Source organism: Kitasatospora sp. NPDC034023 (genome assembly GCF_055575795.1).
Genome location: NZ_JBVIRY010000004.1, coordinates 63,748 through 83,688 on the forward strand (window position 1 = coordinate 63,748; position 19,941 = coordinate 83,688).

The 19,941-nt window shown below is 72.6% G+C and carries 16 protein-coding genes and 1 pseudogene; 9 read left to right on the forward strand and 8 right to left on the reverse strand.

The genetic code is table 11. The annotated features are described in order from the left end of the window. Positions 1–69: 69 nt before the first annotated feature. Entirely contained in the window at positions 70–447 is a 378-nt protein-coding gene (locus ACZ52R_RS07405) for a WhiB family transcriptional regulator (protein WP_360506580.1), read from the reverse strand. A 320-nt stretch (positions 448–767) separates the two neighbouring features. Further along, on the reverse strand, positions 768–1,379 hold the full coding sequence (locus tag ACZ52R_RS07410; RefSeq protein ID WP_360506550.1) for a DUF1707 SHOCT-like domain-containing protein: 612 nt from the start codon (positions 1,377–1,379) through the stop codon (positions 768–770). 332 nt (positions 1,380–1,711) lie between these two features. Between ACZ52R_RS07410 and ACZ52R_RS07415 the strand changes: the two genes are divergently transcribed. After that, positions 1,712–3,379 carry a fumarate hydratase gene (locus tag ACZ52R_RS07415; RefSeq protein WP_360506547.1) on the forward strand — a complete coding sequence of 556 codons (1,668 nt, stop codon included), beginning with the start codon at positions 1,712–1,714 and terminating at the stop codon, positions 3,377–3,379. A 99-nt stretch (positions 3,380–3,478) separates the two neighbouring features. Beyond that, positions 3,479–3,544 (forward strand): annotated as a pseudogene (locus ACZ52R_RS07420) (Txe/YoeB family addiction module toxin); the annotation flags it as partial. A gap of 25 nt (positions 3,545–3,569) precedes the next feature. Here ACZ52R_RS07420 and ACZ52R_RS07425 read toward each other — a convergent pair. Further along, on the reverse strand, positions 3,570–4,328 hold the full coding sequence (locus ACZ52R_RS07425) for a GntR family transcriptional regulator (RefSeq protein ID WP_360506538.1): 759 nt from the start codon (positions 4,326–4,328) through the stop codon (positions 3,570–3,572). 137 nt (positions 4,329–4,465) lie between these two features. Between ACZ52R_RS07425 and ACZ52R_RS07430 the strand changes: the two genes are divergently transcribed. Then, a complete protein-coding gene (locus tag ACZ52R_RS07430; protein WP_360506536.1) occupies positions 4,466–4,666 on the forward strand; it encodes a hypothetical protein in 201 nt (66 codons plus the stop codon). A 261-nt stretch (positions 4,667–4,927) separates the two neighbouring features. On the opposite strand, the gene ACZ52R_RS07435 is transcribed toward ACZ52R_RS07430, so the two are convergent. Then, positions 4,928–5,212 carry a hypothetical protein gene (locus ACZ52R_RS07435; protein ID WP_465753070.1) on the reverse strand — a complete coding sequence of 95 codons (285 nt, stop codon included), beginning with the start codon at positions 5,210–5,212 and terminating at the stop codon, positions 4,928–4,930. 214 nt (positions 5,213–5,426) lie between these two features. Here ACZ52R_RS07435 and ACZ52R_RS07440 point away from each other — a divergent pair, with 214 nt between their 5' ends. The 3 genes from ACZ52R_RS07440 to ACZ52R_RS07450 all read left to right on the forward strand — a co-directional run bounded on the left by ACZ52R_RS07440 (position 5,427) and on the right by ACZ52R_RS07450 (position 11,534). After that, complete coding sequence (locus ACZ52R_RS07440) at positions 5,427–8,387, forward strand: AfsR/SARP family transcriptional regulator (RefSeq protein WP_465753073.1); 2,961 nt, start codon at positions 5,427–5,429, stop codon at positions 8,385–8,387. A 575-nt stretch (positions 8,388–8,962) separates the two neighbouring features. After that, positions 8,963–9,634 carry a class I SAM-dependent methyltransferase gene (locus ACZ52R_RS07445; protein WP_465753231.1) on the forward strand — a complete coding sequence of 224 codons (672 nt, stop codon included), beginning with the start codon at positions 8,963–8,965 and terminating at the stop codon, positions 9,632–9,634. A gap of 55 nt (positions 9,635–9,689) precedes the next feature. Continuing rightward, the gene (locus ACZ52R_RS07450) at positions 9,690–11,534 is read left to right on the forward strand and encodes an ATP-binding SpoIIE family protein phosphatase (protein ID WP_360506528.1); all 1,845 of its coding nucleotides are present in this window, start codon (positions 9,690–9,692) and stop codon (positions 11,532–11,534) included. Between the two features lie 18 nt (positions 11,535–11,552). On the opposite strand, the gene ACZ52R_RS07455 is transcribed toward ACZ52R_RS07450, so the two are convergent. Then, positions 11,553–13,748, reverse strand: a complete 2,196-nt coding sequence (locus ACZ52R_RS07455) for an MMPL family transporter (RefSeq protein WP_465616797.1) — start codon at positions 13,746–13,748, stop codon at positions 11,553–11,555. A 137-nt stretch (positions 13,749–13,885) separates the two neighbouring features. Between ACZ52R_RS07455 and ACZ52R_RS07460 the strand changes: the two genes are divergently transcribed. Then, complete coding sequence (locus tag ACZ52R_RS07460; RefSeq protein WP_360506523.1) at positions 13,886–14,506, forward strand: TetR/AcrR family transcriptional regulator; 621 nt, start codon at positions 13,886–13,888, stop codon at positions 14,504–14,506. Here the strand turns inward: ACZ52R_RS07460 and ACZ52R_RS07465 are convergent. Next, the gene (locus tag ACZ52R_RS07465; RefSeq protein WP_360506520.1) at positions 14,503–15,453 is read right to left on the reverse strand and encodes a LysR substrate-binding domain-containing protein; all 951 of its coding nucleotides are present in this window, start codon (positions 15,451–15,453) and stop codon (positions 14,503–14,505) included. The two genes, ACZ52R_RS07460 and ACZ52R_RS07465, sit on opposite strands and share 4 nt — an antisense overlap. Positions 15,454–15,644: 191 nt before the next feature. On the opposite strand from ACZ52R_RS07465, the gene ACZ52R_RS07470 reads away from it, so the two are divergent. Further along, a complete protein-coding gene (locus ACZ52R_RS07470) occupies positions 15,645–16,196 on the forward strand; it encodes a peroxiredoxin (protein ID WP_360506517.1) in 552 nt (183 codons plus the stop codon). A gap of 3 nt (positions 16,197–16,199) precedes the next feature. Beyond that, complete coding sequence (locus tag ACZ52R_RS07475) at positions 16,200–16,742, forward strand: alkyl hydroperoxide reductase (protein ID WP_360506514.1); 543 nt, start codon at positions 16,200–16,202, stop codon at positions 16,740–16,742. An 89-nt stretch (positions 16,743–16,831) separates the two neighbouring features. Here the strand turns inward: ACZ52R_RS07475 and ACZ52R_RS07480 are convergent, their stop codons facing one another. After that, positions 16,832–18,367 (reverse strand): AI-2E family transporter, encoded by a 1,536-nt coding sequence (locus ACZ52R_RS07480; RefSeq protein WP_465616794.1) that lies wholly within the window; start codon positions 18,365–18,367, stop codon positions 16,832–16,834. Positions 18,368–18,896: 529 nt separating this feature from the next. Continuing rightward, on the reverse strand, positions 18,897–19,619 hold the full coding sequence (locus ACZ52R_RS07485) for an aggregation-promoting factor C-terminal-like domain-containing protein (protein WP_465753075.1): 723 nt from the start codon (positions 19,617–19,619) through the stop codon (positions 18,897–18,899). Between the last annotated feature and the right edge of the window lie 322 nt (positions 19,620–19,941).

Here is a 19,941-nt window from a genome sequence, read left to right on the forward strand (position 1 = left end):
CGGCCCCGGGCCGCCGGGCCCCCGGTGCCCGGTCCCGGGGTCTTCGACCCGCCGTCACCCCGCCATCCGTCACCCGGCTATCCGGCGCCCCGCGGACGCCGTCACCCGGCCCGTCTCGATCAGCTCCGCGTCCCGGCGGCGGCGCCGGGCCAGCACCACCCGCCGCTCGGCGGCCGTCAGCCCGCCCCAGACGCCGTACGGCTCCGGCTGGGCCAGCGCGTGCTCGCGGCACTCCAGCAGCACCGGGCAGCGGGCACAGACCTGCTTGGCCTGCTCCTCACGGGACAACCGGGCCGCCGTCGGCTCCTTGGACGGCGCGAAGAACAGCCCCGCCTCGTCCCGTCGGCACGCCGCACCGGTGTGCCAGGGATTGTCCTCACCCGCGGGGGCACCCGCCGGGCCGCCCGGGGGCTGCGGCTGCGGGCGGACGTCGGGGCGGCGCTCCAGCAGCTGCGCGGCGGCGACTGGCGAGGTGGTGCGGGACTCGATCGGATGCAGCACGGCCGTACTCCTGACGAGGCTCTCGGACACGGGGGAACCCTCGCTCCCCTGCCCGGCTGCGAGCCCCCGCTGTCCAACCCCCCGGAACGGCCGCTCGGCCGCCTCCGGTGCGCAGCCGTGCAAGAAGCGATGTGCGGAAGGAACTACCCCGCCCGGCCGCGATTCATGCACACTGCACGCAATCGACTACGGAGTGCACTGGCCGCAACGTCGAGCGCCCGACCGCGAGTTGATCCACGGCCGGGCGCAGTGCTGGGCAACAGGGGCTAGTCGGTGCCGAGTTGGCGGCGCGCCCACTCTTTGAGCTTCTTGCCCCGGCGCGGCTTGGCGGTGCAACCACCGAACAGCGCAAGGCCCTTGACCCGGACAACCGGAGCGTACGGGTCCGCCGCGGTCTGCTCACGGACGTCGAAACCGCCGAACAGACCGACCCCCGCACCCTGCAGGCTGACGTTCTCCGGCACCCGGACGTCGACCCCGCCGAACATCGCCATGACCACGATCTCCACCTCGGGGGACTCGAAGACGGCGTCGCTCAGGTCGATCTCCACCCCGCCGAACGCGGCGAAGGCCTTCAGGTGCGAACCCACCCGCCAGCGGCCCTTGCGGGACGCACCGCCGAAGATCGCCACCACCGCCGGCGACTCCTGCCGCGCGGGCGGCTGGGGCGTCGCGGCCGCCGCACCCAGCGGCTGCTTCTCGAAGGACAGCGGGCGGGGCGACAGGTCCCGGGTCAGCGGCATCAGGTCGCCGAAGGTCTTGGCACCGTACGCGGCCTCGATGCGCTCCGCGTGCTCGTCCGCGTCCAGGCGGCCCTCGGCGTAGGCGTCCCGCAGCACTTCCGCGATCCGCTCGCGGTCGGCGTCCGAGACACGCATCTCCGCCTCCGCCACCGGCGCGTGCGACGGCTGCGGCGTGGCCTCGGGCCTTGCGTCAGGCTTGAGTTCAGGCTTGCTTTCAGGCGCGGATCCCCGCTTGGGCTCCGGCTCGAGTTCGGACTTGGTCATCGGTACGGGCGCCGGCACCGGCTGCCCCGGATCGTCGTGCGACGGCGAGTTGTCCACGGGCCCAGCCTAGTCGCTCGCACTCCAGCCCGAGTGAGCCCGGTCACGCAAGGCTGACCTGTCCGCATGCCGACTCCGACCGGGTCCTACCCTGGATGGTGCTTCGCCGACGCAGCCGGATCACTGGATAGCTAAGGACCGCCCCGATGGCTCCCACGCCAGACTTCGAGTACAGCGACCTGCTCCCCCTGGGCGCTGACCCGACCCCGTACCGCAAGCTCACCTCCGAAGGTGTCTCCACCTTCGAGGCGGGCGGTCGCACCTTCCTCCAGGTCGAGCCCGAGGCCCTGCGGCTGCTCACGGCCGAGGCGATGCACGACATCTCGCACTACCTGCGCCCGGCCCACCTCGCCCAGCTGCGCCGCATCCTGGACGACCCGGAGGCCAGCCCCAACGACCGCTTCGTCGCGCTCGACCTGCTGAAGAACGTCAACATCTCGGCCGGCGGCATCCTCCCGATGTGCCAGGACACCGGCACCGCGATCGTCATGGGCAAGCGCGGCCAGAACGTGCTCACCCCGGGCAGCGACGAGTCCGCCATCGCGCGCGGCGTGTACGACGCGTACACCAAGCTCAACCTGCGCTACTCCCAGATGGCCCCGGTGACCATGTGGGACGAGAAGAACACCGGCAACAACCTGCCGGCCCAGATCGAGCTGTACGCCACCGACGGCGACGCGTACAAGTTCCTCTTCATGGCCAAGGGCGGCGGCTCCGCCAACAAGTCGTACCTGTACCAGGAGACCAAGGCCATCCTGAACGAGGCGAGCATGCTCTCGTTCCTGGAGCAGAAGATCCGCTCCCTCGGCACCGCGGCCTGCCCGCCGTACCACCTGGCCATCGTGATCGGCGGCACCAGCGCCGAGTTCGCGCTGAAGACCGCCAAGTACGCCTCGGCGCACTACCTCGACAACCTGCCGACCTCCGGCGACGCCAAGACCGGCCACGGCTTCCGCGACCTGGAGCTGGAGCAGAAGGTCACCGAGCTGACCCAGAAGATCGGCATCGGCGCCCAGTTCGGCGGCAAGTACTTCTGCCACGACGTGCGCGTGGTGCGCCTGCCCCGCCACGGCGCCTCGCTGCCGGTCGCCATGGCCGTCTCCTGCTCCGCCGACCGCCAGGCGCTGGGCAAGATCACCGCCGAGGGCGTCTTCCTGGAGCAGTTGGAGACCGACCCGGCGAAGTACCTGCCGGACACCACCGACGAGCACCTCGACGACGACGTGGTGCGCGTCGACCTCGACCAGCCGATGTCCGCGATCCGCGCCGAGCTCTCCAAGTACCCGGTGAAGACCCGCCTCTCGCTCACCGGCACCCTGGTCGTCGCCCGCGACATCGCCCACGCCAAGATCAAGGAGCGCCTGGACGCCGGCGAGGGCATGCCCAAGTACCTGCAGGACCACCCGGTCTACTACGCGGGCCCGGCCAAGACCCCCGAGGGCTACGCCTCCGGCTCCTTCGGCCCGACCACGGCCGGCCGGATGGACTCCTACGTCGACCAGTTCCAGGCGGCCGGCGGCTCCATGGTCATGCTCGCCAAGGGCAACCGCAGCAAGCAGGTCACCGACGCCTGCGCCCAGCACGGCGGCTTCTACCTCGGCTCCATCGGCGGCCCCGCGGCCCGCCTCGCCCAGGACTGCATCAAGAAGGTCGAGGTGCTGGAGTACGCCGAGCTCGGCATGGAGGCCGTCTGGCGCATCGAGGTCGAGGACTTCCCCGCGTTCATCGTGGTGGACGACAAGGGCAACGACTTCTTCCGCGAGACCACCGAGGGCCCGCTGATCACCAACCTCCGCGTCCGCTCCAAGGAGTAGCCACACCCGGTTCCACCCACCGCCCCGGTCGCACCCACCGCGACCGGGGCGGTTTTCGTGTGGCTGTCGCGTGGCACCCGGTACTGACAACTCGCGCACAGGCTGGTGTACCGCGCCGACGAGAAGGAAGTGAAGATCCTCAAGGCTCGCTACCACTACGGGTGACAGGCACCGACCGGTCCGGCGCCGCTCAGGCGTCGAAGTCGTATTCCAGGACGTAGGAGGCGGCGTCCAGGATCATCTCGTTGAGTTCGACGACCTGGCCCTCGTCGGCGAAGGCGGTGCGGCAGATCAGGATCACCGGGGTGCCGGCGGACAGTTCCAGGCGGGTGGCCTCCTCCCCGCTGGGCATCCGGGAGCGGACCTCCTCGCGGAAGTGCACGGGCTTGGCGCCGATCTCGGCCAGCCGGGCGTAGGTGCCGCCCGGGCCGGTGTCCTCGCGGGTGATGGGGGTGCCGGCGACCAGGACGGCGGGCAGGTAGGAGGTGGAGAGCAGCACCGGCTTGCCGTCCAGGACGAAGCGGCGGTGCCGTACGCACATAGGGGCGCCCGGGTCCACCCCGAGCACCCGGGCCACGTGTTCGGGCGCGCCCTGCTCGGCAACGGACACCTGGTCGACCACCAGGGACCGGTTGTCGATGTCCGCCGACCATATCGACCGGCCGGACCCCCACTGCCCCTGCGCCAGCCGCTGGATGCCGCGCCGGCGCAGCGGCCGGAAGTCCCGGACGAACACCCCGGCGCCGCGGCGCGCCTCGGCGATGCCCTCGCTCTGCAGCACGCCCAGCGCCTGGCGGGCGGTCATCCGGGCCACGCCGTACTCGTCCATGAGGTCGTTCTCGCCGGGCAGGCGGTCGCCGGCGCGGTAGAGGCCGGTGTCGATGGCCGCCTTCAGCGCTTCGGCGATCCGCTGGTACTTGGGCTGCTTGTCGCCTCTGCTGCCGGTCATCACCGCTCCCTCTGCCTCGGACAAATCGTAGGCGCGCCCGCGGCCGCTAGTAAGGAGATACGACCGTTGACATCTCTAGAGATATTAGCTTCTCTAGAGATGTCGGCCAGTCGCCTTCCGGAGCGAGGAGCACAGCGGTGAGCATCCGACAGCGCAACGCCTCGGCCTACCGACCGAACGCGGGTGAACTCGTCCTCGACCGGAGGACCGGACGCACCGGCATCTACATGGACACCATCGGCGGCGAGCACTACCTGCGCCCCGAGGGCGGCGGCCGCGAATGGACCGCCGAACCGAACCACGTCTCGCCCGTTCCCGGACCCCGCGATTCCGCCTGAATGAGTTCGACCTCGGTAATTCCGGCGAAATCCGCGCGAACGGCTACATTCCGGACCCTGCTATCCCCCCGGTGAATCCGGAATTCCGGAACGCCCCGCGCACGCCGCCGGGCACGTTACGGATAACGCCGGTCACCATGTGTGCACCGGGGGCGGGAATCCGCCACCGGCGCACCAGCACACGAACTGGCGTGCACATAACCGACAGCGCCCCCGCGCCCGGACGGGGGCACGGGGGCGCGGGCATTCACCCGGAACTGCTTACGGGTGGCCGCCGATGACGTTCTCCGGCACGTACTTCTTACCGGGCTGTCCGGTGGCCGGGGTGGCGGGTTCCACCACGTGCTCGGCCTCGTCACCGAAGAGGCCATCCTCTATGTCCGACTTCTGCTCGTCGGTCGGCGCGGTGTACTCGGTGGGGTTCGAGGCCGCGGCCACCGCGCCCTCGACAGCCTTGCCCGCTTCCACAGCGGCAGCCGGGGCCTCGGTCTTCGCCGCGGTCTCGGGCGCCGACGCCGCCGGGGTCTCGCTCTGGTCGTTGGCCATGGGGCGGCCACCTTTCCGTCATCAAATGTGATCAGCCCGACCTCCGTGGCGCGGGCGCGCGGACAGTATCGTAGGGTTGATTAAATGTCCGATAAACATCGTGTGGCTTGCGCCGCCGTCCGGCAGAGTCGGGCCTCCGCCTAAGCTGAAGCACCGCGGCGGACCGCCGAGCGCCCTTTCACGGAATCGACACCACAGGCCATCGGGGGACTTCATGGAGTTTCGGGAGACGCCGCAGACCTCTGCGCTGCGCTTCCAAGTCCTCGGTCCGGTCCAGGCCTGGCTCGACGGCAAGCCCCTCTCCCTCGGCTCCCCCCAGCAACAGGCCGTTCTGACCACCCTTCTGCTGCACTCCGGACGCCCGGTCACCACGCAGGGCCTGGTCGACGCGCTCTGGGGCGAGCGGCCCCCCACCCAGGCGGTGGCCGCGCTCCGCACCTACGTCTCCCGCCTGCGCTCCGTCATCGAGCCCCGGCGCGAGGTGCGCCGACCCGCCGAGCTGCTGGTCTCGGTCGCCGACGGCTACGCGCTGCGCATCCCGGGCGAGTCCCTCGACCTGGCGGTCTTCGAACGGCTCTCCGCCGAGGCCGCGGCCGCCCGGACCGCCGGCGACCAGCACGAGGCGCACCGGCTGCTGGTCCAGGCACTGGACCTGTTCAGCGGCCGTCCGCTCACCGGCATCCCCGGCCCCTACGCCGACGCCCAACGGCTGCGGCTCGCCGAGCGCCAGGTGACCGCCGCCGAGGAGCTGTGCGCCGCTGCCCTCGACGTCGGCCTGCACGCCGAGATCGTCGGCGAGCTCAACAGCCTGACGGCCGAGTACCCGCTGCGCGAACGCCTGCGCGAGCTGCTGATGCTGGCCCTGTACCGCTGCGGACGTCAGGCCGAGGCGCTCGGCGTCTACACCGACACCCGCAAGCTCCTGATCGAGGAGCTCGGAGTCGAACCCGGCACCGGCCTGTCCGCGATGCACAATCGCATCCTCGCCGCCGACCCGGCGCTCGCCCTCCCGGCCGCGGCTGCCATCGCCGCCCGCGAGGACGGCCCGGCCGCACCCCCGGCACCGGCCCAACTCCCGGCCGACGTCTCGGACTTCAGCGGACGTTCGGAGCTGGTGGGCGACCTCTCGACAGTCCTGATGAGCGCCACCGGCCAGGCCGTGGTGGTCACCTCGCTGGCCGGTATCGGCGGTGTCGGGAAGACCACGCTGGCGGTGCACGTCGCCCACCGCGTCCGCGCCGAGTTCCCGGACGGTCAGCTGTACGTCGACCTGCGCGGAGCCGGTGCCTCCCCGGCCGACCCGGTGGTCGTCCTGGGCGACTTCCTGCACGCGCTCGGCGTCACCGAGAACCCGGACTCGCTCGAACAGCGCGCCGCCCTGTACCGCTCGCTGCTCGCCAACCGGCGGATGCTCATCCTGCTCGACAACGCGCGCGACGCCGAACAGATCCAGCCCCTCATCCCCGGCGTCTCCGGCTGCGCCGTGCTCGCCACCAGCCGGTCCCGGCTGGCCGGCATCCCCGGCGCGCAGCTGTTCGACGTCGAGGAGCTGACCCCGGCCGAGGCGTTGGCGCTGTTCTCGGCCATCGTCGGCGAGCAACGGGTCGCCGCCGAGCCGGAAGCCGCCATGAAGGTGGTCACCGCCTGCGGCTTCCTGCCGCTGGCCGTCCGCATCGCCGCCGCCCGGCTGGCCAGCCGCCCGCGCTGGAGCGTCTCCGACCTGGCCAGTCGGTTAGCCGACCAGCGACGCCGGTTGGACGAACTCCAGCTCGGCAACCTCGCCGTGGAGACCACCATCGGCCTCGGCTACGGACAGCTGTCCGTGGACGAGGCCCGCGCCTTTCGGCTCCTCGCCCTGATCGACTCCCCCGACATTCCGCTGGCGGCCGCCGCGGCGTTGCTCGGCGTGGACGAGTACACCGCCGAGGACCTCGCCGAGGCGCTGGTCGAGGCGAACATGCTGGAGTGCTTCACCCCCGGCCGCTACCGCTACCACGACCTGCTCCGGCTCTACGCGCAGCGGCAGAACGAACGGATCGGGGACACCGGGGAGCAGGAGCGGGCGGTGCTGCGGCTGCTCGACCTGCTGATCCCGACCGTACGCAACGCGGCCCGGACCATCGAACCGGATGACGCGGAGCCGGAGCTGTTGACCACGCCCTCCTCGCCGGGGATCAGCCTGCCGACCAGCGGCTCCGCTCAGGAATGGCTGCGAACCGAGGGCGCTCTGCTGCTCAACGCGACGGCTGCGGCGGCAGACGGGCCTCGCGCCTCGCAGCACGCGGCAATCGACCTGCTGATCCTCTTGTACAACCTCGGCCCGGATGCCACCCACGGTCCCCAGGTTCGACAGATTCTGGAGACCGTCGGCTTCGAGGCGGAGCGCTGCTGCGACAGCGCCGTGCTCGCCCGGGTGCACTTCGCCCTGGGCAATCTGCAGTCCGTCACCAGCGACTTCCAGGGCGCCGAGCGGTCCTTCCGCCGCAGCCTGGGCCACCAGGCGCCGGACGGCCCGACCGTCCTGCTCCTGGCCACGGCCAACATGCTGGGCGTGATCCTGAGCGTGGGCAACCGTCCGGCCGAGGCCCTGCCGTTCCTCGAACAGGCCCTCGCCATCAACCGGCAGGTCGGCACGGCCATCGGCGAGGCCAGGTTGATCAGCAACATCGCCCGGGTGCAGCACCGGCTCGGCATGACCGGGACGGCGGTCCAGTCCGCCCGCGACGGTGTCGCCGCCGCACGGGCGTCCCAGAACGGACCGCTGCTCGCCCAGACCCTCTACCAGCTGGGCGTGGTGCTCTCCGGTGGCGAGGCGGTCCCGCACCTACGCGAGGCGCACCGGCTGTACCAGTCGCAGCAGAACGCGCTCTGGGAGGGCTACGCCCTGGCCCGCCTGGCCTCCGCCCTGTTCGCCGACGAGCAGCCCGTCGAGGCCGCCGAGACGGCCGGCGAGTCGCTGGCGATCGCCCGGGAGATGGACTTCGCCTATTGCCAGGGCCTGGCCAACGCCGCGCTGGGCGAGGCGTTGCTGGCCCTGGCCCAACCCGCGCGCGGGCTCGCGTGCCTCCAGGAGGCACATGTGATCTTCACGCGGCTCGGTGTGCCCGAGGCCTCCCCCGTGGCGGACCTCATCGCCCGACAGCACACCGAGCCCTTCTCTCCCCCCGCGCCGTAAGGCCTCCGTTCCCCCACGGAGAACCTCCCCCGTTCCGCGCGTCGGCGCTCCCGCAGCCCCCCGGCTGCGGGAGCGCCCTCAACGCTTCCCCGGCGCTGGACTCCAGTGTGCGCCGGACCGATTGACGTTCGATAAACGCCCGATTGTCGGCCTGCGGTCCGGAGAAACCGCAGGTCAGCGCGGCCACCCCGGCGCGTCATGCGGCGTGCGGGGCCCCGCGCACCACCCCGGCCCGCACCGTCGTGCTTCCGCAAGCCCGGCCGCATCGACCCAAGTATGACGAGTTGGCCGGAAAGGGACCCCACGGCGCAGTGATCACGCATATTCTCAGATGCCAGTACGCACACGAGTGTCCGCCGGAAGCACACCGGGGTGCAGTCCGTCTGCGTGCTGCGGGGAGCGTGACACACCGCCACCGGCAGCGGCCCGCGAGGCCGCCGAGGAGCCGACCGGAGGCCACGGGTGGAAGGGTGCCTCTCAACGTGACGACCGGACAGATATCCGACGCGTTCCCCGTCGGCGAGGACGCGGGGGGCGACGAGCCCGAGGTACGGCGGCGCCGCGCGGCCCGGGCCCTGCAGGCGGTCGCCTTCGACACCATCGGCGCGGGGTACGGCGAGGCCTTCCCCGCGAAGGACGGGCAGCTGGCCTGCGGCCGGCGGCTGCTCGCCGGGCTCGAACCCGGTGCCCGGGTGCTGGACGTGGGTTGCGGCACCGGCGAGCCGACCGTCCGCCAGCTGACCGGGGCCGGACTGCGGGTGACCGCCGTGGACCTCTCCGACGTGATGCTCACCCTCGCCCGGCAGGCGGCGTTCCCCGGCGCATTCCCACCGGTGTTCCATCGGATCGACCTGTACGATCTGGCCACCGAGCGCGCCGACCGGGTCTGGAGCGCGCCCGCACTCGGCCCGGACGGCCACGGCACCTTCGCCGCCGTCACCGCGTTCTTCTCCCTGATCCTGCTGCCGCAGGACGAGATCCCGACCGTGCTCCGGCGGCTGCGCGAACTCCTGCGGCCGGGCGGACTGCTGGCGCTCGGTATGGTCGAGGCGGACCTGGATCACGTTCCGCTTCCGTTCCTTGGCAGAGAGCTGCGGATCAGTGGGTATCTGAGGGAGGATCTGGAACGGGTTCTGGTCGCGGCCGGCTTCGCCGTCGAGGAGTGCTCGGGGCATCCGTACGCGCCGGCCAGTACCTCGCTGCCGCCGGAGGAACAGCTGTTCCTGTGCTGTCGACGCGTCGGCTGATCGACCGACCGGCCCAGCACACCCACCGACCACACCGAATCCAGGACAGGCAGCCGTGCGCGACCAGCTCAAGACCGAGGCGGAGCAGCCGCCCGCCGTCCCGGGCCAGCGCCGCCAGGTCCCGGTACGGGGGCAGGCCCCGGCGAAGCCGCCGTCCGCGCGGCCGGAGCGCGCCGACGTGGCGGACCGCCTCGCGTACCTCGATTCGGCGACCCGGCGGATCAACACCGCCCTCGACCTGGCCGCGACGCTGCGCAACATCGGCCGGGTACTGGTCCCGACGCTGGCCGACGCCGCCGTGGTCCACCTGCGCGACCCGCTGCCCAACGTCGAGCGCGAACCCGGTTTTCCGGAGGAGTTGCGGATCCACCACAGCACCGGCACCCGGATCGGCCGCCGCGGCCGCCCGGGCGGCTTCGACGACCGGCGCCGCTCCCGCTACGGCGCCCGCTCGACCGCCGACAGCGGCCCGGCCACCCCGGTGACCCGCGGCGGGGCGCTCGCGCACGCCCTGCTGAGCCGCCGTCCCGCCGAAGTGGCCGTCCTCGGCACGCCCGGCGCCGAGCGCACCGAGGTGCTGCTGCGCGAGCTGTACGGCACCCGTGGGGTGGCCCGGCTGGCCGCGGGCACCTCCGTCCTCGCTCTGCCGCTGCGCGGCCGCAAGGCCGTCCTCGGGCTGCTGGTGCTGATCCGCCGTCCTCCTGAACGCACCGGCCGCCCGGCTTTCGACGCCGCGGACACGGCGACCGCGACGCACCTCGCCACCCAGGCCGGGCTGGCCGTGGACACCGCCCTGCGGTACGCCCGCGAGTGGGAGATAGCCAACGAACTCCAGCGCAGCATGCTGCCGTTGCGCCTGCCGCAGCCGCACGGCGTCCGGCTCGCCCAGCGCTACCTGCCCGGCGAGCGCGGCGCGCAGGTCGGCGGCGACTGGTACGACGCCGTCCCGCTGCCCGGCAACCGGGTCGCCCTGATCGTCGGCGACGTGATGGGCCACTCGCTCACCTCGGCCGCCATCATGGGCCAACTGCGCACCAGCGCCCAGACCTTGGCCGCCCTCGACCTGCCGCCGCACGAGGTGCTCTACCACCTGGACGAGCAGGCCCAGCGGCTCGGCCGCGAACAGCACCTGGCCACCTGCGTGTACGCGGTCTACGACCCGATCGCCAACCGGGTGGTGCTGGCCAACGCCGGACACGTCCCGCCGGTGCTGGTCCGCCCGGACGGGACCGCCGAGCTGGTGGAGCTGGACTCCGGGGCGCCGATCGGGGTCGGCGGGGTGGACTTCAACTCGGTCGAACTGCCCGCGCCGCCCGGCTCGGCCCTGCTGCTGTTCACCGACGGCCTGGTGGAGACCCGCAGCCGCCCGATCAGCGACGGCCTGGAGGTGCTGCGCGCCCGGATCGCCGCCGCCCGCTGGCAGTCCCCCGAGCAGCTGTGCCAGGAGGCGCTGCGGATCCTGCCGCCCGGCGACCGCGGCGACGACATCGCCCTGCTCGGCGCCTGCTTCGACGGCATCCCGGCCGGGGACGTCGCGCACTGGTACCTGCAGCCGCGCAACGAGACGCCGGGCCGGGCCCGCCGGCTGGTCGCGCACACCCTGCGCCGCTGGGGGCTGGACGAGCTCAGCGAGGCGACCGAGCTGATGGTCAGCGAGCTGGTGACCAACGCCGTCCAGCACGCGACCCGGCCGGTCACCCTGAGCCTGGTGCGCACCACCCGGCTGCGGTGCGAGGTCGGCGACGACAGCCCGCTGCTGCCGCGCCCCCGCCGTGCCGGGCCGGACGACGAACGCGGGCGCGGCCTGCAGATAGTGGCCCGGTGCGCGGACCGCTGGGGCGCGACCCGGCTGGGCACCGGCAAGGTGGTCTGGTTCGAGCAGCGGCTGCCGCAGCCGTAGGCGCCCCGAACCGGGGTGTCAGACCCCGGCCGGCTCCTTCCCCGGCTCCTTCGCCGGCTGCTCCGCCAGCCGCGCGATCAGCTGCTCGCCCTCCATGTCCACCTTCGGCACGACCTTCTCCAGCGACTTCGGGAACCACCAGGCGGCCTTGCCGAACAGCGCCATCGCGGCCGGCACCAGCGCCATCCGCACCACGAAGGCGTCCACCAGGACGCCCACCGCGAGGGCGAAGCCGATCGGCTGGACGATCGGGTCGTGGCCGAAGACGAAGGCACCGAACACCGAGATCATGATCAGCGCGGCCGCCGTCACCACCCGGGCGCCGCCCTTGACCCCGCCCACGACCGCCTCGCGCGGCGCCGTGCCGTGGACGTGCTGCTCCTTCATCCCGGAGACCAGGAACAGCTCGTAGTCCATCGCCAGCCCGAACAGCACCCCGATCAGCAGGATCGGCACGAAGCTGACCACCGGACCGACCTTCGGCACGTCGATCAGGCCGTCCAGCCAGCCCCACTGGTAGACCGCGACCACCGCGCCGAGCGAGGCCCCGATGCTGAGCAGGAAGCCCAGCACCGCCTTGAGCGGCACGAGCACCGAGCGGAAGGCCAGGGCGAGCAGCGCCAGCGCGATGCCGACGATCACCGCGACGAACGGTGGCAGGGCCTGGCCGAGTTTGGCGGAGACGTCGATGTTGGCGGCGGTGGTGCCGGTGACGGCGATGTCCGCGCCGGTGGCGGCCTTCAACTCGGCGCGCTGGTCGCGGATCTCGTTGACCAGCGCCCTGGTGTCCTCGTGGTCCGGGCCGGTCCGCGGGATGACGGGCACCAGGGCGGTCCGGCCGCTCCGGTCGACCTGTGGCGGCAGCAGCGTCTGAACGCCCTTCAGGGTCTGCAGCCTGCCCGCCACCTCCTGCACCGCCTGCTCGGGCCGCGGCGCCCCGTTGGCGTCCACGACCACCACGAGCGGCGCGTTGAAGCCCGGCCCGAAGCCGCCGCTGACCAGGTCGTACGCCGTGCGGGCGTCCGTCCCGACGGCTTGCGAGCCGCCGCCCGGCAGGCCGAGGTTCAGGCTCGCCGCGGGCACCGCCATGGCGCCCAGCCCGGCCAGGCCGACGAGCAGGACGGGCAGCGGGCGGCGGACCACGAAGCGGGCCCAGCGCTCGCCCATGGTGGTCCTGCCGGTGGTGTGCAGGGCCCGCTTCCAGACGGGCAGCCGGTCGATCGCGCGGCCGACGAAGCCCAGCACGGCGGGCAGCAGCGTGATCGCGACCAGGACGGCCACCACGACGGCCCCGGAGGCGGCCAGGCCCATCACGGTGAGGAACGGGACGCCCGCGACGGCGAGTCCGGCGAGCGCGACGACCACGGTCAGGCCGGCGAAGACGACGGCGCTGCCGGCGGTCGCGGTGGCACGGGCGGCGGCCTCCTCCGGCTCCAGTCCCTCGTCCAGGTGGCGGCGGTGGCGGAACAGGATGAACAGCGCGTAGTCGATGCCGACCGCGAGGCCGACCATCAGGGCGAGCACCGGCGCGGTGGTGATGATCCGGAACGAGCCGGTGAGCGCCAGCAGTCCGGCCATCGCCACGCCGACGCCGACCAGCGCGGTCAGCAGCGGCAGCCCGGCCGCGACCAGCGTGCCCAGGGTGATCACCAGCACCGCCCCGGCGACCACCAGGCCGATCGACTCGGAGCCGCCTTCGATCTGGGCGAACCTGTTGAACGCGTCGCCGCCGAAGGCCACCTCCAGCCCGGCGGCGCGGGCCGGTTCGGCGGCGGCCTTGACCGCGTCGCGCTGCCGGTCGGTGACGTCGGCGAGCTTGCGGTCGAAGGAGACCAGGGCGATCGCGACCCGCCGGTCCGGCGAGACGGCGCCGGTGGCGTACGGGTCGGGCACCGTGGCCACGCCGGGGACGTGGGCGATCCGGCCGACGGCCGCGCCGATCGCCTCGGCCGCCTCGGGCGTGGTGGCGCCGCCGGGTGCCGGGGCGGCGAAGACGACCTGGGCGGAGCCGTGGCCCTGCACCGGGAAGGTGTCCTTGATCCGGTCCAGGGTGCTCTGCGCCTCGGTGCCGGGCACCGTGAACTCGTCGCTGGTCTTGCCGGCGAAGGCGCCGGCGGCCCCGCCGATCGCGATCAGGACGGCGATCCAGACGGCCAGGACGGCGCGCCGGCGCCGGAAGCAGAAGCGGCCCAGTCGGTACAGGTACGTGGCCATGGGCGGTCCCTCGGGTCGGTCAGGGCAGGTCGCGTTCCACCGTACGCTCAAGTTTGTCGGGTGACAAAGTCGGCCGACAGGAGCGAGTGACAGGATTGCTCGACACAGTTGCTCGACCGTGGCGATACCCTGGCCCAATGGCTCATGTCCCCGCCTCCGAACGCCGCCCGCAGCTGGTCCAGGCCGCCATCGACCTGATGGCCCGGGAGGGGATCGCCGCCGGCAGCACCCGGGCGATCGCGGCCGAGCTGGGCGTGGCACAGGCGACGGTGCACTACACCTTCGGCACCAAGAAGGACCTCTACCGGGCCGTCATCGAGCAGCTGACCGCCGAGTTCATCGGCTCCGTCCGCGCCGCCTCCCCGGGCGACGGCCCCTTCGGCGAGCAGGTCGGGGCACTGGTCCACGCCCTGTGGGAGAGCTCCACCGGCGAGGACGGGCGCTGCATGCTGCTGAGCGAGTTCGCGGCGCTGGCGATGCGCGACCCCGACCTGCAGGAGATCATGCGGGCCCTGCAGTACGAGACCGAGGGCACCGCGGTCGAGATGATCACCGCGCTCGCCGAGGCACACGGCCTGCGGCTCCCCGTGCCCGCCGAGGAGATCGCCGTCCACTTCCTGACCGGCTTCCACGGCCTGACCGACCGTTACCTGTCGCTGCGCGCCCCCGGCGAGCAGCCCGGCCCGGACACCCTGCGGGCGCTGGACCTGCTGGTGGCCACCACGGTCGGGCTCTGCCTGGGCACGCCCGCCCGCTAGGAGACGATCCGGACCGGCAGTTCGGCCAGCACCTCGCGCAGCGCGGCCGCGAAGCGCCCGTACTCGGCGCCGCGGGCCGAGCCCGGGCGGACGGCCAGCCCGATCCGGCGGCCGGGCGCCGGGGCGGCGAAGCGGACGGCGGCCAGCCGGTCGGCGCGACCGGCCTCGACGTCCAGCGCGGTGGCGGGCAGCAGGGTCACCCCGAGGCCGCCGGCGACGAGCTGGACCAGGGTGGACAGACCGGCCGCGCGGGTGGTCGAGCCCGCCGGGTCCGCGCCGACCTCACGGCAGATGTCCAGCGCCTGGTCGCGCAGGCAGTGACCCTCCTCCAGCAGCAGCACGTCCAGGTCGAGCAGGACGTCGCGGGGGACGTCGATCCGCCCGGCGAGCGGGTGGCCGGGCGGGGTGATCAGGACGAAGTCCTCGTCGAACAGCGGGATGTCCAGGGTCGGCGAGGTGCCGCCGGCCGGCAGCGCGAGCAGCAGGACGTCCAGGCGCCCGGCGGCCAGGCCCTCCAGCAGCGACGGGGTGCGTTCCTCGTGGACGTGAAGTTCCAGCTCGGGGAAGCGATCGCGGACCAGCCGCAGCACGATGGGCAGCAGGTAGGGCGCGACGGTCGGGATGACGCCCAGGTGCAGCGGCCCGGTGAACGGGCGGCGGGCGGCCTCGACCTCCTCGGTGAGGACCTGCAGCGAGGCGAGCACCCGGCGGGCGTGCTGGTGCACGCGTTCCCCCAGCGGGGTGATAATCACCCTGCGTGTCGTACGCTCGACCAACTGCGCGCCCAGCGACTCCTCCAGCGCCGCGACCGCCCCGGACAGCGCCGGCTGGCTGGTCCCGGTCGCGGCGGCGGCCTCCCGGAAGTGCCGGTGCTCGGCCACCGCGACGAAGGCCCGCAGCTGGGCGATGGTCGGGCTGCGGGGACTGCGGGCCGTGGCGCTCGTCACAGTCGGGTCGGCCTTGGCGGCGGCGCCCCGCCGGGAGCCCGGCCGCGACGTGGGGGATTCGGTACTGATAACAATCTCCGATCAGACACATCCAGTGTAGCTATTTCTCCGATCAGTCCACGATGTGGAATTGTGATGCGTGTCCGGAATCCGGACAAAGCTCCCCTCATCTCACTTCAGGAGAAGCGAACGTGCTCACGATCGGTGACAAGTTCCCCGAGTTCGACCTCAAGGCCTGTGTCGACCTGGACGCCGCGAACGCCTTCGCTGACATCAACCACAAGTCCTACGAGGGCAAGTGGAAGGTCGTCTTCTTCTGGCCGATGGACTTCACCTTCGTCTGTCCGACCGAGATCGCCGCGTTCGGCAAGCTGAACGAGGAGTTCGCCGACCGCGACGCCCAGATCCTCGGCGTCTCCGGCGACTCCGAGTTCGTGCACCACGCCTGGCGCAAGGACCACAAGGACCTGCGCGACCTGCCCTTCCCGATGCTGGCCGACGTCAAGCACGACCTGATGCGCGACTGCGGCGTCGAGGGCGAGGACGGCACCGCCCAGCGCGCCGTCTTCATCGTCGACCCGAACAACGAGATCCAGTTCGTCATGGTGACCGCCGGTTCCGTCGGCCGTAACCCCAAGGAGGTCCTGCGGGTGCTGGACGCCCTGCAGACCGACGAGCTGTGCCCGTGCAACTGGACCAAGGGCGAGGACACCCTCGACGCCCAGGCCCTGCTGGCGGGCTGATCCATGGCCCTCGACGACCTGAAGGCCGCCCTCCCGGACTACGCCAAGGACCTCAAGCTCAACCTGGGCTCGGTCATCGGCAACTCCGACCTCCCCGCCCAGCAGCTCTGGGGCACCGTGCTGTCCTGCGCGATGGCCACCCGCAGCCCCGGTCTGCTGCGCGCGCTGGAGCCCGAGGCCAAGGCCAACCTCTCCCCCGAGGCGTACACCGCCGCCAAGGGCGCGGCCGCGATCATGGGGATGAACAACGTCTACTACCGGACGCTGCACCTGCTCTCCGACAAGGAGTACAGCACGATGCGGGCCGGTCTGCGGATGAACATCATCGGCACCCCGGGCGTCGAGAAGGTCGACTTCGAGCTCTGGTGCTTCGCCGTCTCGGCCATCAACGGCTGCGGCCAGTGCCTCGACTCGCACGAGGCCGTCCTGCGCAAGGCCGGCGTCGAGCGTGAGGTCGTCCAGGCCTCGATGAAGATCGCCGCCGTCCTGCAGGCCGTGGCCGGCGTCCTCGACTCCGAGGCCGCCCTCGCCGCCGTCACCGCCTGACCCACCCGGCACCCCGCGCGGGCCCCTCCCGGACACCACGTCCGCGAGGGGCCCGCCGCCGTTTCCGGCCCTCCGGCGCCGAGGCGCGCTCAGTCCGTGGCGGGCCGGGCCGGCTGGGCGGGTGGGGCCGGGTGGGCGGCGGCGGTGTGCTGGGCGGCTTCGCGGGCGGCGGCGGCTTCGCGGGCGGCTTCGAGGGCGGTGAAGACGGCCTGGCCGGCCTCGTTGCGGCGGCGCAAGTGGGTGATCACGGTGTTGGTGACGGCGATCAGCGGGACGGCGACGACCGCGCCGCCGATGCCACCGATGATGCCGCCCGCCGCGACGCCGAGGACCACGCCCAGCGGGTGCACCCGGACCGCCCGGCCGAGGATCAGCGGCTGCAGGATGTGGCTCTCCACCTGCATCACCGCGATCAGCACCACCAGCACCATCAGCGCCGTCCACGGCCCCTGGGTGACCAGGGCGATCAGCACCGCGACGGTGCCGGTGACCAACGCGCCGACCAGCGGGACGAAGGCGCCCAGGAAGATGATCACGGCCAGCGGCGTGGCCAGCGGCACGCCCAGCAGTTCGATGCCGGTGCCGATGCAGACCGCATCGATGAAGGCCACGCAGACGGTGCCGCGCACGTAGGCGGTGAGCGTCGCCCAGGCCTTCGGGCCGGCGCCGGCCATCGCGAAGCGGGAGTGCCGGGGCAGCCCGCGCAGCGCCCAGTTCCAGATCCGCTCGCCGTCGTAGAGGAGGAAGAAGGTGGTGAAGAAGGTCATCAGCAGCGCGGTCAGCACCTCGACGGCGATCTGCGCGCCGGTGATCGAGGCCGAGGTGAGCTGATCGGTGTTGGTGGTGATCGCCTTGGTGATCTGGTCGGCGAAGTCCTTGATCTGCTGCTGGGTCAGGTGCAGCGGCCCGGTGATCAGCCAGTCCCGGAGCTGGTTGACGCCGTCTTTGACCTGGGCGGTGACGTCCGGCAGGTTGGTGCTCACCTGCCAGACCACGAACCAGCCGACCAGTCCGATCCCGGCCAGACCGCTCAGGAACACCCCGCCCGCCGCCAGCGAGCGCGGCGCCCCGCGCCGGCGCAGCCAGGACACCGAGGGCTCCAGCAGCGCGGCGATCAGCAGCGAGGCGAGCACCGAGAAGGCGACCAGCCGCAGCATGTCGACCACGTAGAAGACGACGTAGAGCGCGGCGCCGAGCAGCAGCAGCCGCCAGGTCGACTCGGCGGCCACCCGCAGCCCCCACGGCACCGCCTCGGCGGGGGTGGCGGGCCGGCCGGGGTGGTACTCGCGGCCGAGGCCCGCGTGCGCGGCGGGTGCGGCCGGGGCCGGGGTGGCGGGCGCGGGGGCCGCGGCGACCGCGGTGCCCGTCGGCCCCGCCGGCGGCGGGGCGGGATCGGTCCGGGGCACCGGCACCGGGCCGGGCGCCTCGACGACGGCGGGCCCGTGCCCTTCGGTGAGTGCAGGTCCCGCGGCGAGTGCAGGTCCCTCGGCGAGCGCGGGGACGGCGAGTTCATGCGGGTCCGCCGCCATCGCGGCGCGTCGGCGCCGTTCGATCACGGCGGCCGCGCTCGCCACCACGGCCATGCCCTTGGCCACGGCCTTGAAGGCCTTTCCGCCCCGCGCCATCCTCGCTACCACCGATCCCCTGCCCGGTCCGCCGTGCCCGGCGGTACGCCGCGGTCCTGCCGCGGCCGTCAAGGGATGACGCTACCCGGCGAGGGTGCGGCGAGTCCGGCCGCCGGTGGGTTCGACTCGAACACCTCACCCCGAGAACATGGACAAATCGCCCTGTTCCAGGTGGTTTCGGACCCATTTCGCTGGGGAGGAGTCGGGACAAGACCCGACGAGACCCGGAGGCCACACCTCCGGAGGGCAGCCGACAGCCAACCGCCGGCGGACCGGCCGGTGCGGGAAGCAACCAGGACCCCTTCCCGCGCCCCGCGTCCGCACCCAGGACCGCACCGCCCGAGAGCGCACTGGTCAGCGCAGCCCGGGCGGCGCGGTTCGCCTTTTCCCGGCCCGGCCGAACGTCGACACCCCCGGAACCGGCGCCCCGGAACCGGCGCCCCGAAAAGCGACGGCCCCCGGTCGCCCGCCCGGGAAGGGCGAGCGGCCGGGGGCCGTACGGAGTGCGCCGCCGGAGCGGCTGCCGCTCCTAGTACCAGTTGTGGGCCTGCCAGAACGACCAGGCGCCGCAGGGGCTGCCGTAGCGGCTGTTCATGTAGCTGAGGCCCCACTTGATCTGGGTGGCCGGGTTGGTGCGCCAGTCGGCACCGGCCGAGGCCATCTTGGTGCCGGGCAGCGCCTGGACCAGGCCGTACGCACCGGAGCTCTTGTTGGTCGCGGTGTAGTCCCAGCCGCTCTCGCGCTTCACGATCTGGCTGAAGCACTGGAACTGGGCGTCGTCGCCGACGATCTGCCGGGCCACGTCCTGGACCGAGCCGGGGCTGACCGAGACCGGGGGGGGCGTGCTGTCGTCGACGGCGGTCATCGCCGACCGGGCCTTCGACCGGTTCGCGGCCTCGGCGGCCTTGCGCTGGTCGTCGGCGGCCTTGGCGGCCTTGTCCGCGTCGGCCTTGGCCTGGGCGTCCGCGGCGGCCTGCTGGCGCGCGGCCTCCTCGGCGGCCTTCTGCTCCGCGGCGACCTTGGCAGCCGCGTCGGCGGAGGCCTGCTGGGCGGATGCCTGCTGGCCGATGTTGTCACTGATGGTCTGCGCCTGGGCGCCAGAGGGGACTTCGGCAAGCAGGGTCGCACCGGCGACGTCGACCGTCTGCATGGTCTTGCCCTCGCTGCCCGAGGCCATGCCCACGACGGCACCGACAGCGGTGACGGCGGTGGCGGAGGCCACAGCAACTCCCCGGACCGAGATCCGAGTCACATGGATTCCTTCCAGCATCGCCCACGCGTGACCGTGCGGACGCAACATGCCCCTTGGCACGGACCTCCGCACGGTGCTCTGGTCACGGGAGGTGCTGGCCCGGCGTCCGGCCGAGGTGAGGCGACCGGGCGTTGGAATCGGGCGGCGTACGGCTCATCGGTCTTCAATTGTGTGTCCACCGACCGGAGTTGGTGGACGTTCCGGGGCCTGACTCCCGGAGTCCGGAAGCCCTGCCGCGCCGTACGCGGGGCCTGACAGAACCCTCACCATGCCGCACCGGGTGCGGTCGACGCAATTCCCGTCCGCGTGGCGCATGTCACAT